Here is a 14216-nt window from a genome sequence, read left to right on the forward strand (position 1 = left end):
GCGAATCAGTGCACAGCGGCTGTGGGCTGGGACTGGCCGAGGCTTCGGCTTGCGTCGCGTCCGCCGGTCGGGGCGGCGACCAGCGTCAGCAGCGTGGCCTCCGGGCGGCAGCAGAACCGCACCGGCGCGAACGGCGACGTGCCGATGCCCGCCGACACGTGCAGGGCCGTGTGTGCGCCCCACTTCGACGCACCCTTGACGCGGGAGGTGTCCAGGTCGCAGTTCGTCACGAGCGCACCCTTGAACGGCACGCACAGCTGGCCGCCGTGCGTGTGGCCGGCCATCACCAGCTGATAGCCGTCGGCCGCGAAGCGGTCCAGCACCCGGGTGTACGGCGCGTGCACCACGCCGAGGGTCAGGTTGGCTGCGGCGTTCGCCGGGCCGGCGATGGTGTCGTACCGGTCGCGCTGGATGTGCGGATCGTCCACGCCGGCTGCGGCGATCGTCACACCCGAGACCTCGATCTCACGGCGCACGTGCGTCATGTCGAGCCACCCGCGTTCGGTGAACGCCGCGCGCAGGTCCTGCCAGGGCAGCGGCGTGCCGTGCGAACGGTGATCCCGGTCCGTCAGGTACTTGGCCGGGTTCTTCAGCGTGGGTCCGAAGTAGTCGTTGCTGCCGAACACGAACAGGCCCGGCACCGCCAGCAGATCGCCCAGCGACTGCACGACGGCCGGCACGGCCTTGGGGTGCGACAGGTTGTCTCCGGTGTTGACCACCAGGTCGGGCTCCCACCGCGCCAGTTCCCGCAGCCACACCTGCTTGTGCTTCTGCGCGGGACGCATGTGCAGGTCCGACAGATGTAGGACCCGCAACGGCGAGGACCCCGGGCTCAGCACCGGCATCGTCACTTCGCGTACGACAAACGCGTTGCGCTCGATGAGCGAGGCGTAGCCGATCCCGGCGATGGCCGAGCCGAGCGTGACTGCGGCGGTGCGTTTCAGGATGGGCACAACTGCGGACATGTGAGCAGGATACTGCTCACGTGTGCGTCACGGAGGCGGTGGCGGTACGAGAACCGGCACCGTGATGGGCGGCAGACCGGGGATCTCGACCACGGTCTGACCGAACTGCGGCGGTGGCGGCGGCATCCCGGGCGGCAGCAGCGGTGGCGGCGGCGCCGGAGGGATGCCGTTGCTGACCTGGATCGTGACGATCGACCCCGGAATCGTCTGACCGCTGGGGGCGGTCCCCACGACCGTGCCTGCCGATGAACTGCTGTTCACCGAGGTCGGCTGATCGGCGACCTGGAATCCGGCCTCCTGGATCCGCCTCCGGGCCCCGTCCTGGGTCAGGCCGGCGACGCTGGGCACCCGTGAGTTGGGGCCACCGTCGACATAACGGGGGTCGGTCGGCGGCATGACGACGTCACCGAAGGTCGTCGCGATCGGCTTCATGGCCGCGAACCACGTGCTGGCGGGTTCGTTGCCGCCGAACAGCGACCCCGACCCGCACTGCCGCAGCGGCCACGAGCACAGCTCGCTGGGGGTGTTGGAGTCGTCGTAGATGTAGTTGGCGGCCGCGAGTTGATTGGTGAAGCCCAGGAAGCCCGACGACCGGTTGGACTCGGTGGTCCCGGTCTTGCCCGACATCGGCAGGTCCCACCCGACGGATCCGGCCGCGCCCGCGGCCGTGCCCGCCCCGGTGTCGTCCTTGCTCAACGCGTTGGCCATGGTGTTGGCCAGACCCTCCGGGACGACCTGCTCGCACGTCGCGGTGGTCACCGCGATCTCCCTGCCGTGCCGGTCGAAGACCTTCTCGACGGGGTTGGGCGGGCACCAGGTGCCGCCGGACGCCAGCGTCGCCGCGACGTTGGACAACTCGAGACCGTTGACCTCAATGGGCCCCAGGGTGAACGAGCCGATGTTCTGCCGCTTGACGAAATCGGCGAGGCTCTCGTTGCTTTCGGGGTCGTAGTCCCGCGCGGTGCCCGGGTCGGCGTACGAGCGCAGGCCCAGCTTGACGGCCATGTCGACCGCGCGCTGCACACCCACCTGCGAGATGAGCTTGGCGAACGCAGTGTTGGGCGAGGTCGCCAGCGCATCGGTGACGTTCATCGGGCTGCGGTAACTGCCGGCGTTCTGCACACACCAGGTGTCTTTGGGGCACCCCTTGGCGCCGCCGCTGCCGAGCCCCTTGGCCTCAAACCGGCTGGGCACGTCGAGTTGGGCGCTGATGCCCATGCCCATCTCGAGGGCGGCGGCCACGGTGAAGATCTTGAAGACCGACCCCGCGCCGTTGCCGACCAGGGAGAACGGCTGCGGCTGCATGGTCTCGTTCGCCTCGAGATTCAGCCCGTAGGTGCGGTTGCTGGCCATCGCGACGACCGGATGGGACTGCTTGCCCGGCCGGATCACGCTCATCACGCTGGCGACGCCCGGTGTGTCGGGGCTGGCGTAGCGGTTGACCGCATCTTTCACCGGGCCCTGGATGTCGGGATCCAGCGTGGTCTGAATGAGGTAGCCGCCCTTGGACAGCTGTTCCTTGCTGATGCCGGCGCGGGCCAGATACTCCTGGACGTAGTCACAGAAGAAGGCGCGATCACCCGCGGCGATGCAGCCGCGGGGGAGTTCGTTGGGCACGGGCAGCACGCCGAGCGGCTGTTCCCGGGCGGCGCGAAGCTCGTCGGCGTTGGTGGGCAGGTTCTCGATCATGGTGTCGAGCACGAGGTTGCGCCGAGCCAGCGCGCCCTCGGGGTTGGTGTACGGGTTCAGGGCGCTGGTCGACTGGACCAGGCCGGCCAGCAGCGCGGCCTGCTGCCAGTTCAGCTGCGACGCGTCGACGCCGAAGTAGGTCTGGGCGGCGTCCTGGATGCCGAAGGCGCCGTTGCCGAATGACACCAGGTTCAGGTACCGGGTCAGGATCTCCGGCTTGGTGAACGTCTTGTCCAGCGTCAGCGCCATGCGGATCTCGCGCAGCTTGCGGGCCGGGGTGGTCTCGATCGCAGCACGACGTTCGGCGTCGGTCTGGGCGGTGACCAGAAGTTGGTAGTTCTTGATGTACTGCTGCTCTATCGTCGACCCGCCGCGGGTGTCGGCCGCATTGGCCAGGTAGCCGGACAGGCCCGTGAGCGTGCCCTGCCAGTCCACGCCGTTGTGCTCGGCAAAGCGTTTGTCCTCGATGGACACGATTGCCAGCTTCATCGTGTCGGCGATCTGATCGCTGGGCACTTCGAAGCGCCGCTGTGAATACAGCCAGGCGATGACGTTGCCCTTGGCGTCGACCATGGTGCTGACGGCGGGGATGTCACCCTCGACCAATTGGGACGATCCGTTGGAGACGACGTCGGATGCGCGGTTCGAAACGAGACCCAGTCCGCCCACGACGGGAAACATGAGTGCCGCCGCCACGACGGCGGCCAGAAGGCAGCACCAGGCCATCTTGATGACCGTCACTGCCACCGGTGGGCGTTCTGACATGTCGTACAGCCTAACGATGCCCTGAGCGGGGCGAATGCCGAGCGTCGCGGTTCGCTTCGGCCTCGAAGCGGGGTGGTGGGACCCGATTCATGATCGGACGGGACGCCCGTCCCAAAAATGTGGGTCGAGAAGTGTTGCGCAAATGCAACCTGACCACCTAACTTATACACACAGTGCGACGTAGGTAACACATCACGACGCGATGTGGTGTAGATCGCAACACGATCAACCGCAGAGTGGGGTGCCGCTGCAGAGCGGACCGAGCGAAGGGAATCGCTGGTGTCAGGTACTCGGACCGCAACGCGTAGGGCAACCCCAGCACCGATCACGGTGCCTGTCCAGGGTGTAGAGGCGGAAGCCCGCATCGCCTGGGTCTCGAAGGCTCGGTGTCGAGGCGCCGATCCCGACGAACTTTTCGTTCGCGGGGCCGCCCAGCGCAAGGCCGCGGTGATCTGCCGGCACTGCCCGGTGATCGCGGAGTGTGGGGCCGACGCGCTCGACAACCGGGTGGAGTTCGGGGTCTGGGGTGGCATGACCGAACGGCAGCGCCGAGCACTGCTCAAGCAGCATCCCGACGTGGTGTCATGGGCAGATTTCTTCGCCGCCCAGCGTAAGCACCGCACCGCTGGCTAATAACTGCGCCAACGTGATTTCCTGAGCACCCCATGCGGCCCGCGCGCGCGCAGCGGGAGGAGTTCGCCGATCTTCTCGACTCGCTGACACCCGAGCAGTGGACGATAACGAGCCTGTGCGCCGGATGGACCGTGCGTGATGTGGCCGCACTCACCCGTTGCGTATCTCGCGAAGAGTCGTAGACGCCTGACGCTCAACATGGTTCGGGCATCCGGTGACATCGACCGCCTGAACGCCTGGGCCCTGTCCGATTTCGCGGCATCCCCACCCGAGGAACTCGCCCGCCTGATGCGGCCGGCGTGCCTCAGGCGCGTTTGACTAGCCTGACTCCTGCGCGCGGCTGGCGCCGCGGGCTTCGTCGTCAGGCGGGGCTGTTGCGCCTGACTCCTGCGCGCGGCTGGCGCCGCGGGCTTCGTCGTCAGGCGGGGCTGTTGCGCCTGACTCCTGCGCGCGGCTGACGCCGCGGGCTTCGTCGTCAGGCGGTCAGCTGGTCCGCGATGGCCCGCAGGGCCTCCAGATCCGCCACATCGAACGGCAGCGACGGCACCCCGACGATCGACACGTGCGGGTTGGCGCCGGTGAACCGAGACAGCAGGCGGACCTCACGCTTGGCGGTCAGCCCGCGATCGGCGTGCACGCGCAGCACCGCTGCCGTTAAGGACTCGGGGTCCTTCTCCTCCAGCGCCTCCGCGGCGTCGACGGCCCGTTCGATGTGCAGCGAGCTCAGCGTGGGATGCGTGCGGTTGAGGATCAGACCCGCCAGCGGCATCCTCTCCTGCGACAGGCGGTCGACGAAGAACGTCGCCTCCCGCAGGGCATCCGGCGCCGGTGCGGACACCACGACGAACTGCGTGCCGCGCCGCTTCAACAGGTCGTAGGTGCGGTCCGCCTTCTCGCGGAAGCCGCCGAACGTCGAGTCCAGCGACTGCACGAAAGCCGATGCGTCCGAGAGCATCTGGGAACCCAGGACGGTGGACAGGGCCTTCATGGCCAGGCCCACCGCGCCGGTGACGAGCTTGCCGATGCCGCGTCCGGGTGCGAGCAGCAGACGCCACAGGCGGCCGTCCATGAAGCTGCCCAGTCGTTTCGGGGCATCCAGGAAGTCGAGTGCATTGCGCGACGGCGGGGTGTCCACCACCACCAGGTCCCAGCGATCCTGGGACAGCAGCTGCCCCAGCTTCTCCATCGCCATGTACTCCTGCGTGCCCGCCAGCGAGGTGGCCACCGTCTGATAGAACTGGTTATCCAGAATCGCTTGTGCGCGTTGCGGATCCGTGTTCTCGATGACCATCTCGTCGAACGTGCGACGCATGTCGAGCATCATCGCGTGCAGTTCGCCGGGCACCTCGGGTGCCAGCGGAACCCGCTGCGGGGTGTTGCCCAGATCCTTGATGCCCAGCGCCTGCGCCAGCCGCTTCGCGGGGTCGATGGTGAGCACCACGACGGTGCGCCCGTACTCGGCGGCACGCAACGCCATGGCGGCGGCCGTCGTCGTCTTGCCCACGCCGCCGGCGCCGCAGCACACGATGACGCGGTTGGAGGTGTCTTTGAGGATCGACGCGATGTCGAGCGCCGAAGGTGTCGTGCTCATCTAGCGGACCCCCTGCTGGGCGAGTGCCTCGGCGAGCTCATACAGGCTGCCGAGGTCGATGCCGTCGTTGATGGCGGGCAGTTCCAACCGCGGCACCTTGATCTCGTCAAGCTGCTCGGCGCTCTCTGACCGGGCTTTGATGCGGGTGGCGTGCTGGATGGTCTCCGTCAGCAGACCCGCGAAATCGTCATCGGAGAGCTTGATTCCGACGGACTCGAGATCAGCGCGCACGGCGTCGGCGTCGACGTCGCCCTCGGCGGCCTTGGCCAGGTCGTCGGGCTGCAGGAAATTCGGGATGTTGCGGTTGACGATCACGCTGCCGATCGGCAGGCCCAACCCCTGAAGTTCTTCGATCGCCTCGACCGTCTCCTGGATGGGCAGCGACTCGAGCAGCGTCACCAGGTGGATCGCGGTCTGCTCGGAGTGCAGCAGCTTGACCACGCCGTCGGCCTGCGAGTGCACGGGCCCGCCCTTGGCCAGATCCGAGACGGCCTTGGTGACGTCCAGGAACCGGGAGATCCGCCCGGTCGGCGGCGAGTCGACGACGATGGCGTCGTAGACCGGGCGCTTGTTCTTGTCGAGTCGGATGACCGACTCCTTGATCTTGCCGGTCAGCAGCACATCGCGCAGACCAGGAGCGATGGTGGTGGCGAACTCGACGGCCCCGATGCGTTTCATCGCTCGACCGGCCAAGCCGAGGTTGTAGAACATGTCCAGGTACTCCATGAAAGCGGCCTCGATGTCGATGGCCAGCGCATTCACTTGGCCACCGCCGTCGGCGGTCGCGATCTTGAGCTCCTCATATGGCAGGGGCGGCACATCGAAAAGCTGTGCAATGCCTTGTCGCTCTTCAACTTCCACCAGCAGCACTTTGCGGCCGCCTGCGGCCAACGTCAGTGCCAGAGCGGCAGCGACCGTCGACTTACCGGTGCCCCCCTTGCCGGTGACGAAATGCAGTCGGGCCTCCGCCAAGCGGGAAGGCCAGCCGACGGTGCTGCCGCCGCTTGCTGTGGTCGCCATGAACTGCATGCTAGTCAACGGGCTAGCAGTCATGACTAAGCTCATGCCACATGAGCGATCGGACCGCCTGGGAGTACGCCACCGTGCCACTGCTGACCCACGCCACCAAGCAGATTCTGGACCAGTGGGGAGAGGACGGCTGGGAGTTGGTCTCGGTGCTTCCCGGGCCCACCGGTGAGCAGCACGTCGCCTACCTGAAACGGGCGAAGTGAGCGTCAAGGACAGGCTCGCGGAACTGGGCCTGGAGTTGCCCACCGTCGTCGCTCCACTGGCCGCCTACGTGCCCGCAGTGCGCACCGGCAACCTGGTCTACACCTCGGGCCAGCTGCCGCTCGCCGACGGTGAGCTGTCGTCCGTCGGCAAGGTCGGCACCGCCGTCAGCCCCGAAGACGCCAAAACCGCGGCCCGAATCTGCGCGCTCAATGCGCTGGCGGCGATCGACGCGCTGGTCGGCATCGACTCGGTGACCCGCGTGGTCAAGGTGGTCGGATTCGTCGCCTCGGCGCCGGGCTTCACTGGACAACCCGGCGTCGTCAACGGTGCGTCCCAGCTCCTCGGCGAGGTCTTCGGGGACGCGGGCAGCCACGCCCGCTCGGCGGTCGGCGTGGCCGAACTGCCGCTCGACGCGCCTGTGGAGGTCGAACTCATCGTCGAGGTGGCGTGACCGCGCCGGAGCATCCCGCCTACGGACTGCTTCGTCCGGTGACCGACACGGCCTCGGTGCTGCTGTGCGACAACCCCGGCATCATGACGCTCGACGGCACCAACACCTGGGTGCTGCGCGGCCCCGGCAGCGACGAACTCGTGATCGTCGACCCCGGGCCCGACGATGACGCGCACCTGGACCGGATCGCGGCCCTCGGCACCATCCCGCTGGTTTTGATCAGCCACAAGCACGGCGATCACACCGACGGCATCGACAAGCTCGTCGACCGCACCGGCGCCGTGGTGCGCTCGGTCGGCAGCGGCTTCCTGAGGGGCCTGGGCGGTCCCCTGACCGACGGCGAGGTGATCGACGCCGCGGGCCTGCGCATCACCGTCATGGCCACGCCAGGGCACACCGCGGACTCGATGAGCTTCCTGGTCGACGACGCCGTTCTGACCGCCGACACCGTGCTGGGCCGCGGTACCACCGTCATCGACAAAGAGGACGGCAGCCTGCGCGACTACCTGGAGTCGCTGCGCCGGCTGAGAGGACTCGGGCCGCGCACGGTGCTGCCCGGCCACGGACCCGATCTGCCCGACCTGCAGGCCGTCAGTGACTACTACCTCGCGCACCGCGAGGAGCGACTGGACCAGGTTCGCGACGCGCTGCGGACACTCGGGGACGACGCGACGGCACGGCAGATCGTCGAACACGTCTACACCGACGTGGACGAGAAGCTGTGGGAGGCCGCCGAATCATCGGTGCAGGCCCAACTGGACTACCTGCGCGCATAAAGCCGCGCCGCGACTGCAGACAGGGCTGTGATGCCGTCGCAGCGGCAGCCCTGAGCGCAGTCTCGGCGCGGGAAAAGCTGGTCAGCGGGCGCGGCGCGCCAGGCGCTCGCTGTCGCTGATCAGCACGCTCTTGCCCTCGAGCCGGATCCAGCCGCGATGGGCGAAGTCCGCCAGGGCCTTGTTCACGGTCTCGCGGGAGGCGCCGACCAGCTGGGCGATCTCCTCCTGCGTGAGGTCGTGCGTGACGCGCAGCGCGCCGCCCTCCTGGGTGCCGAAGCGCTGAGCGAGCTGCAGCAGCTGCTTGGCCACACGGCCCGGCACGTCGGTGAAGATCAGGTCGGCGAGGTTGTTGTTGGTGCGGCGCAGGCGGCGGGCCAGCACGCGCAGCAGCTGCTCGGCGATCTCAGGACGGTCCTTGATCCACGCCTTGAGCGCGTCACGGTCCATCGAGACCGCACGCACCTCTGTGATGGTGGTGGCGCTCGACGTCCGCGGGCCGGGGTCGAAGATCGACAGCTCGCCGAACATGTCCGACGGTCCCATGATGGTCAGCAGATTCTCGCGGCCGTCCGGCGAACGCCGGCCGATCTTCACTTTGCCGGAGATGATGATGTACAGCCGATCGCCGGGCTCGCCCTCTGCGAAAACAGTGTGTCCGCGCGGAAAGTCCACGGGCTGCAACTGCTTGGTGAGCGCGGAAACAGCGCTGGGTTCGACTCCCTGGAAGATTCCGGCCCTGGCCAGGATCTCGTCCACGTTGGCCCCTCTTAGTTCTGTGATGGTCTGATGCGCGCTGCCCAGCCCTCTATGGATTAGCGTGCTCAGTCTAGAGGTAGGCCGCTTAGCGACTAGCCAACGCTACACACGATTTGCTTGTCGAGTCTGTCGAAATTGCGGATTGCCTTCCAGTGTCCGGCACAACCGGGTCGGAAGATCGGGTTCTTCGGCGAATGCGACGGGCGTCGGCGGGGGCCGGAGACGCACGGGCGCGGGGCGCGGCAGCGCGGCCACCCGCTCGATGAGTTCGGCGACCTCGTCGTCGGTGTCGCGGTCGTCGATCGTCGTCTCCAAGCGTTCCAGCCCAAACGTCGCCATCATGAGCAGCCCGGGGACGGACGCTGCGAGCAACCAGGACACACGACGAAGTAAACACGGGCAAGGTCTCAGCAGGATTACGTTTTGCCATCCGCTGCGCCGCTACCCTGTGAGGGTGGCGGGCAAGGGAAAACGTGACCGGAAATGGGATCGCGAGACTCATCTCGGACTGGTCCGCAGGGCCCGGAGGATGAACCGGACTTTGGCGAAGGCCTTTCCGCATGTGTACTGCGAACTGGACTTCACCAACCCGCTGGAACTGGCGGTCGCGACCATTCTGTCCGCGCAGAGCACCGACAAACGGGTCAACCTGACCACCCCCGCACTGTTCGCCCGGTATCGCACCGCGGCCGACTACGCGGGCGCCGATCGCACCGAACTCGAAGAGCTCATTCGGCCCACCGGCTTCTACCGCAACAAGGCGACGTCGTTGATCGGGCTGGGCCAGGCGCTCGTGGAGAACTTCGACGGTGAGGTGCCGCGCACGATGGACGAACTGGTGACGCTGCCCGGGGTGGGACGCAAGACCGCCAACGTGATCCTCGGCAATGCGTTCGACGTCCCGGGCATCACGGTCGACACCCATTTCGGCCGCCTGGTCCGCCGGTGGCGCTGGACCGACGAAGAGGACCCCGTCAAGGTCGAGAAGATCGTTGGCGAACTGATCGAACGCCGCGAGTGGACCCTGCTGAGCCACCGGGTGATCTTCCATGGCCGGCGCGTGTGCCACGCCCGCAAGCCGGCCTGCGGCGTCTGCGTGCTCGCCGATGACTGCCCGTCCTTCGGGGCGGGCCCGACCGACCCGATGCTGGCCGCTCCGCTCGTGAAGGGGCCGGAGACCGAACACCTGCTGGCGTTGGCGGGTCTGTAAGCACAGATGAACTCGTCGGCGCGCTGGACCCTGGCGATCGCAGTGGTCATGGTGTTGGTGCTTGGTGCCTTCGTCGCGGAGTTCGTGGGCTCCGACGACGGTGAGCAGACGACGTCGCAGTCGGCCGAGGGCCCGCAGGCGCAGGACCGGCGCGCGGCCGACACCGCCGAGGCACTCGCGGGTCCGCGGCAGCGGGCCGACCTGCGCCCCTGCCCCGGTCCCGGCGTCGGACCGGGACCCGAGAAGTTGCGCGGCATCGCGTTGGAGTGCGCGTCCGACGGGTCCACCGTCGAGGTGGCCAAGACCGTCGCGGGCCGCCCCACCGTCCTGAACCTGTGGGCCTACTGGTGCGGGCCCTGCGCTGACGAACTGCCCGCGATGGCGGAGTATCAGCGCAGAGTCGGATCGGCGGTCACGGTGCTGACGGTCCACCAGGATCAGAACGAGGAGGCGGCCTTGTTGCGGCTCGCCGAACTGGGCGTCCACCTGCCCACGCTTCAGGACGGGCGGCGTCGCGTCGCGGGCGCGTTGCGCGTGCCGAACGTGATGCCCGCAACCGTCGTGCTGCGCGCGGACGGTAGCGTTGCCCAGATCCTGCCGCGGTCATTCGCCACCGCCGAAGAGATCGAGGCGGCGGTGGGTGACCTGCGATGAGGGGGGATGCGTGGTGAGCGCTGGTGGCACCGCGCGCTGGCGGGAACCCGTCCCGCTCGCGCCGCATGTCGGCCCGCCCTGGCTGCGTCCGCTGCTCGACAACGTCGACAAGGTCCGCGGCGCGTACCGCCGCCGAGTGCCCGCCGAGGTGCTCGCGATGATCACCGACGCCAACGCCCAGGCCGTCGCCGAGGGAACCGGGCGCGACGCGGCGGTTCTCGTGCTGTTCTCCGGTCCGCCGGACATGCCGGCTGACGGTGCTCTGCCGCCCGACGCCGACCTGCTCGTGACGGTCCGGGCCTCGACGCTGCGCCACCACGCCGGGCAGGCCGCCTTCCCGGGCGGCGCCAGCGACGCGGAGGACGGCGGACCGGTCGCGACGGCCCTGCGCGAGGCGTGGGAGGAGACCGGCATCGACACCTCGCGCATCCATCCGCTGGCGACCCTGGAGCGCATGTTCATCCCGCCGTCGGGGTTCCATGTCGTCCCGGTGCTGGCCTATTCGCCGGACCCTGGCCCCGTGGAGGTCGTCGACGAGGCGGAAACGGCTATTGTCGCGCGGGTGCCCGTGCGTGCGTTTGTGAACCCGGAGAACCGGCTGACGGTGTATCGCGCCAGCAGTACGCGACGCTTCGCCGGGCCGGCGTTCCTGCTCAACCAGATGCTGGTCTGGGGTTTCACGGGACAGGTGATCTCGGCGATGCTCGACGTCGCCGGATGGTCGAAGCCCTGGGACGCCGACCGCGTGCTCGAACTCGACGAGGCCATGGCGTTGGTGCCCACAGATGGTGAAGGTGTATGACCACATCGCAATGGATCGACATCGCCATCGTCGCGCTGGCATTCGTGTTCGCCGTGTCGGGATGGCGCTCCGGCGCGCTCGGTTCGGTGATGTCGCTGATCGGCGTCGCACTCGGCGGCGGGGCTGGTCTGCTGTTGGCCCCGCACCTCATCGACAAGATCGACGGTCAGCGGACCAAGCTGTTCGTCGCGCTGTTCCTGATCCTCGCACTCGTCGTGATCGGCGAGATCGCCGGCGTGGTGCTGGGCCGCGCCATGCGGGGCGTGATCCGTGGGTCGGGTCTGCGGTTCCTGGACTCGCTGGTCGGCGCCGTGGTGCAGATGCTGCTCGTGGTGGTGGCGGCCTGGATGCTCGGCAGCCCGCTCACGACCTCCGGGCAGCCGAATCTGGCTGCGGCGGTACAGGGTTCCAAGGTCATCTCGGAAGTCGAGGCGGTGGCACCGGAGTGGTTGCGGGCCTTCCCCAAACGGCTGTCCGAAGTCTGGGACACCTCGAATCTGCATGAGGCACTCGGCCCACTGGGACCGACCGCCATCGCAGCCGTCGACCCACCCGACGCCTCGTTGGCGACATCGCCGATCGTCGAGACCGTGCGACCCAGCGTGGTGAAGATCCGCGGAATGGCAGAGGGTTGTCAGAAGGTCTTGGAGGGCACCGGATTTGTGGTCGCCCCCAACCGGGTCATGTCGAACGCCCACGTCGTCGCCGGATCGGACAGTGTGACGATCGATTCTGACGGCACCGAGTACTCCGCCACGGTGATCTCGTATGACCCCGACGCCGACATCTCGATCCTCGAGGTGCCCGACCTGCCCGCGCCACCGCTGCCGTTCGTCACAGACCAGGCCGTGTCGGGCACCGACGTGCTGGTGCTCGGCTACCCCGGCGGCGGGGACTTCGCCGCCACGCCGGGACGCATCCGCGAGGTCATCGAACTCAACGGCCCCGACATCTACCACACGAAGACCGTCACCCGTGAGGTCTACACCATCAGAGGCACTGTCCGGCAGGGCAATTCCGGTGGACCACTGATCAACCGGGCGGGTCAGGTGCTCGGCGTCATCTTCGGCGCCGCGGTCGACGACAACGACACGGGATTCGTGCTGACGGCCAATGAGGTGTCCAAGCAGTTCCCCAAGATCAACAACACCGGGCGTGCGCCCACGGGCGCCTGCGTCGGCGGTTAACCGAGTTCCGCCAGGAACCTCGTCAGGTGGTCGTTGACCGCCTCGGGCGCTTCCTCGTGGCCGAAATGACCGGCGCCGGCCAGTGACCCGAACTGACCCTGCGGCGCGTACCGGCGCGTCCGGGACACCGGATCCGCCAGCACGTACGGGTCGGCGTCGCCGCGCAGGTGCAGCATCGGGATGTCGAGGGGCTTGTCCATGGCCTGCATGAATCGCCGTCCCTCGGAGCGGAACTGACTGCGCACCGCCCAGCGCTGGTACTCGAAGGCGCAGTGCGCCGCACCCGGAATCTGGATGGCCTGCCGCAGGTGTCCGACGCTCGCCGAGAAGTCCTCTGATGCGGCCCATTTCGCAGACGCGCGGCGACGGAACAGATCCTCGAGGGCGTGGGCATCGTGACGCGTGAGCATCCGTTCGGGCCACCACGGAGCCTGGTATGCCAGCAGCGAGCGCAGCAGTGCGCCACTCTGATCGCGGCGGGTCAGGGCGGAACGCCGCAGTGCCGCCGGATGCGGTGAACTGATCAGGGCGATGCCGCGCACCAACCGCGGATGCAGCACCGAGGTCGCCCAGCACACCAGGCCACCGTCGGCGTGGCCGACCAGCGTGGCCGAGGTGTGGCCCAGTGCGCGGATCAGTCCGGCGGTGTCGCCGGCCAGCGTCCACCCGTCGTAACCCCGGGGCGGTTTGTCGCTGCCGCCGTAGCCCCGCAGATCCACCGCGACCCCGCGCACGCCCGACAGGCCGCGCAGTTGGTGTCGCCACGACCACCAGAACGACCCGAAGCCGTGCAGGAAGATCACCAACGGGCGCGAGGCTGGGGGTGGATCGTTGGGCTTGGGATCGGCCTCGACCACGTGGAACCGGATCCCGTTGGCGTGCACGTCGTGATGACGCCACGGTCCGGCGATGCGGGTCACCGAGGGGTCGGGACCAACCGCCATCAGACGGTCACCAACCGGATGGGTCGGGTGCGTTGGCGGCTTTATCGGTCAGCGTGGTCTGGGCATGCGGGCCGCGGTGGTCACCAGGGGTCAGCGCCGACCGGGTCTCCTTGACCGACTCGATGGTCTGCTGAGGGCCCCGGATGCGCCGCACCTTCAGATACCCGAACAGCGCCAACACGGCCGTCACCACCAGCATGACGGCGAAGACGATCAGGAACGCGACCCAGCGCCACAGCCAGGTGTCCAGCAGTTCGGCGACGAAGAAGAAAAAGAAGAACGTGGAGTAGAACAGGATGACCAGCGCGAGGATGAAGAAGACGCTGCCGGTCAGCCCCTTCTTGACGTCGCGGGTGATCTCCGCCCGGGCCAGTTCGACTTCCGCCCGCACCAGCGTCGACACCTGGGCGGTGGCGTCCTTCACGAGGTCGCCGATGGAAGCGTCGGCCGGCACTGCATGCGGATCGACCAACGGGATTGAGGTCACGGTGGCGGGTACGCCGGTCTTGCGGTCACCTTTGCTCACGATCGTTCATGTTGCCATGCCGTCTGGGGCCAGC

General features: G+C 68.0%; 17 protein-coding genes. 9 read left to right on the forward strand and 8 right to left on the reverse strand.

From position 1 onward, the window contains the following. Positions 1 to 5 precede the first annotated feature (5 nt). On the reverse strand, positions 6 to 965 hold the full coding sequence (locus tag G6N34_RS27255) for a metallophosphoesterase (protein ID WP_085150289.1): 960 nt from the start codon (positions 963 to 965) through the stop codon (positions 6 to 8). 27 nt (positions 966 to 992) lie between these two features. Continuing rightward, a complete protein-coding gene (gene ponA2 / locus G6N34_RS27260; protein ID WP_085150286.1) occupies positions 993 to 3419 on the reverse strand; it encodes a transglycosylase/D,D-transpeptidase PonA2 in 2427 nt (808 codons plus the stop codon). Between the two features lie 279 nt (positions 3420 to 3698). On the opposite strand from ponA2, the gene G6N34_RS27265 reads away from it, so the two are divergent. Beyond that, positions 3699 to 4052 (forward strand): WhiB family transcriptional regulator, encoded by a 354-nt coding sequence (locus G6N34_RS27265; protein WP_085150284.1) that lies wholly within the window; start codon positions 3699 to 3701, stop codon positions 4050 to 4052. 32 nt (positions 4053 to 4084) lie between these two features. Continuing rightward, positions 4085 to 4234 carry a maleylpyruvate isomerase N-terminal domain-containing protein gene (locus tag G6N34_RS27270; RefSeq protein WP_085150282.1) on the forward strand — a complete coding sequence of 50 codons (150 nt, stop codon included), beginning with the start codon at positions 4085 to 4087 and terminating at the stop codon, positions 4232 to 4234. A gap of 293 nt (positions 4235 to 4527) precedes the next feature. On the opposite strand, the gene G6N34_RS27275 is transcribed toward G6N34_RS27270, so the two are convergent. Together G6N34_RS27275 and G6N34_RS27280 are read right to left on the reverse strand one after the other, a co-directional pair. Next, a complete protein-coding gene (locus tag G6N34_RS27275) occupies positions 4528 to 5643 on the reverse strand; it encodes an ATPase BagB (RefSeq protein ID WP_085150280.1) in 1116 nt (371 codons plus the stop codon). Continuing rightward, positions 5644 to 6663, reverse strand: a complete 1020-nt coding sequence (locus tag G6N34_RS27280) for an ATPase BagA (RefSeq protein WP_085150330.1) — start codon at positions 6661 to 6663, stop codon at positions 5644 to 5646. Positions 6664 to 6713: 50 nt separating this feature from the next. Here G6N34_RS27280 and G6N34_RS27285 point away from each other — a divergent pair, with 50 nt between their 5' ends. The 3 genes from G6N34_RS27285 to G6N34_RS27295 are packed head-to-tail and all read left to right on the forward strand — an operon-like array spanning position 6714 to position 8103. Further along, on the forward strand, positions 6714 to 6875 hold the full coding sequence (locus G6N34_RS27285) for a Sp36 family protein (protein ID WP_109788355.1): 162 nt from the start codon (positions 6714 to 6716) through the stop codon (positions 6873 to 6875). Then, positions 6872 to 7327, forward strand: a complete 456-nt coding sequence (locus tag G6N34_RS27290; protein WP_085150278.1) for a RidA family protein — start codon at positions 6872 to 6874, stop codon at positions 7325 to 7327. The genes G6N34_RS27285 and G6N34_RS27290 overlap by 4 nt, the downstream gene beginning before the upstream one ends. Further along, on the forward strand, positions 7324 to 8103 hold the full coding sequence (locus G6N34_RS27295; RefSeq protein ID WP_085150276.1) for an MBL fold metallo-hydrolase: 780 nt from the start codon (positions 7324 to 7326) through the stop codon (positions 8101 to 8103). The genes G6N34_RS27290 and G6N34_RS27295 overlap by 4 nt, the downstream gene beginning before the upstream one ends. A gap of 81 nt (positions 8104 to 8184) precedes the next feature. Here G6N34_RS27295 and crp read toward each other — a convergent pair whose 3' ends face one another. Further along, the gene (gene crp, locus G6N34_RS27300) at positions 8185 to 8859 is read right to left on the reverse strand and encodes a cAMP-activated global transcriptional regulator CRP (protein ID WP_068248454.1); all 675 of its coding nucleotides are present in this window, start codon (positions 8857 to 8859) and stop codon (positions 8185 to 8187) included. A gap of 102 nt (positions 8860 to 8961) precedes the next feature. Further along, positions 8962 to 9240 (reverse strand): hypothetical protein, encoded by a 279-nt coding sequence (locus G6N34_RS27305; RefSeq protein WP_085150274.1) that lies wholly within the window; start codon positions 9238 to 9240, stop codon positions 8962 to 8964. Positions 9241 to 9388: 148 nt separating this feature from the next. Here G6N34_RS27305 and nth point away from each other — a divergent pair, with 148 nt between their 5' ends. From nth to marP, 4 genes are read left to right on the forward strand one after another with little or no spacing between them, the layout of a single operon-like run. After that, a complete protein-coding gene (gene nth, locus G6N34_RS27310) occupies positions 9389 to 10069 on the forward strand; it encodes an endonuclease III (protein WP_163645634.1) in 681 nt (226 codons plus the stop codon). A 6-nt stretch (positions 10070 to 10075) separates the two neighbouring features. After that, positions 10076 to 10723, forward strand: a complete 648-nt coding sequence (locus G6N34_RS27315; protein WP_085150272.1) for a TlpA family protein disulfide reductase — start codon at positions 10076 to 10078, stop codon at positions 10721 to 10723. Between the two features lie 13 nt (positions 10724 to 10736). Beyond that, positions 10737 to 11525 carry an NUDIX hydrolase gene (locus G6N34_RS27320; RefSeq protein WP_085150326.1) on the forward strand — a complete coding sequence of 263 codons (789 nt, stop codon included), beginning with the start codon at positions 10737 to 10739 and terminating at the stop codon, positions 11523 to 11525. Beyond that, positions 11522 to 12712: an acid resistance serine protease MarP gene (marP, locus tag G6N34_RS27325; protein WP_085150270.1), complete on the forward strand. Its 1191-nt coding sequence runs from the start codon at positions 11522 to 11524 to the stop codon at positions 12710 to 12712. The genes G6N34_RS27320 and marP overlap by 4 nt, the downstream gene beginning before the upstream one ends. Here the strand turns inward: marP and G6N34_RS27330 are convergent. Together G6N34_RS27330 and G6N34_RS27335 are read right to left on the reverse strand one after the other, a co-directional pair. Further along, positions 12709 to 13656, reverse strand: a complete 948-nt coding sequence (locus G6N34_RS27330; RefSeq protein WP_085150268.1) for an alpha/beta fold hydrolase — start codon at positions 13654 to 13656, stop codon at positions 12709 to 12711. The two genes, marP and G6N34_RS27330, sit on opposite strands and share 4 nt — an antisense overlap. Positions 13657 to 13663: 7 nt before the next feature. Beyond that, positions 13664 to 14182, reverse strand: coding sequence for a phage holin family protein (locus G6N34_RS27335; RefSeq protein ID WP_085150266.1), 519 nt, complete (start codon positions 14180 to 14182; stop codon positions 13664 to 13666). Positions 14183 to 14216 lie beyond the last annotated feature (34 nt).

This window comes from Mycolicibacterium confluentis, from assembly GCF_010729895.1.
Lineage (GTDB): Bacteria > Actinomycetota > Actinomycetes > Mycobacteriales > Mycobacteriaceae > Mycobacterium > Mycobacterium confluentis.

Excerpts from the sequence above, each read along its gene's own strand:
- G6N34_RS27255 (WP_085150289.1), bottom strand. The coding sequence starts at position 965 with ATGTCCGCAGTTGTGCCCATCCTGAAACGCACCGCCGCAGTCACGCTC.
- ponA2 (WP_085150286.1), bottom strand. The coding sequence starts at position 3,419 with ATGTCAGAACGCCCACCGGTGGCAGTGACGGTCATCAAGATGGCCTGG.
- G6N34_RS27270 (WP_085150282.1), top strand. The coding sequence starts at position 4,085 with ATGCGGCCCGCGCGCGCGCAGCGGGAGGAGTTCGCCGATCTTCTCGAC.
- G6N34_RS27275 (WP_085150280.1), bottom strand. The coding sequence starts at position 5,643 with ATGAGCACGACACCTTCGGCGCTCGACATCGCGTCGATCCTCAAAGAC.
- G6N34_RS27280 (WP_085150330.1), bottom strand. The coding sequence starts at position 6,663 with ATGGCGACCACAGCAAGCGGCGGCAGCACCGTCGGCTGGCCTTCCCGC.
- G6N34_RS27285 (WP_109788355.1), top strand. The coding sequence starts at position 6,714 with ATGAGCGATCGGACCGCCTGGGAGTACGCCACCGTGCCACTGCTGACC.
- nth (WP_163645634.1), top strand. The coding sequence starts at position 9,389 with ATGAACCGGACTTTGGCGAAGGCCTTTCCGCATGTGTACTGCGAACTG.
- G6N34_RS27315 (WP_085150272.1), top strand. The coding sequence starts at position 10,076 with ATGAACTCGTCGGCGCGCTGGACCCTGGCGATCGCAGTGGTCATGGTG.
- marP (WP_085150270.1), top strand. The coding sequence starts at position 11,522 with ATGACCACATCGCAATGGATCGACATCGCCATCGTCGCGCTGGCATTC.
- G6N34_RS27330 (WP_085150268.1), bottom strand. The coding sequence starts at position 13,656 with ATGGCGGTTGGTCCCGACCCCTCGGTGACCCGCATCGCCGGACCGTGG.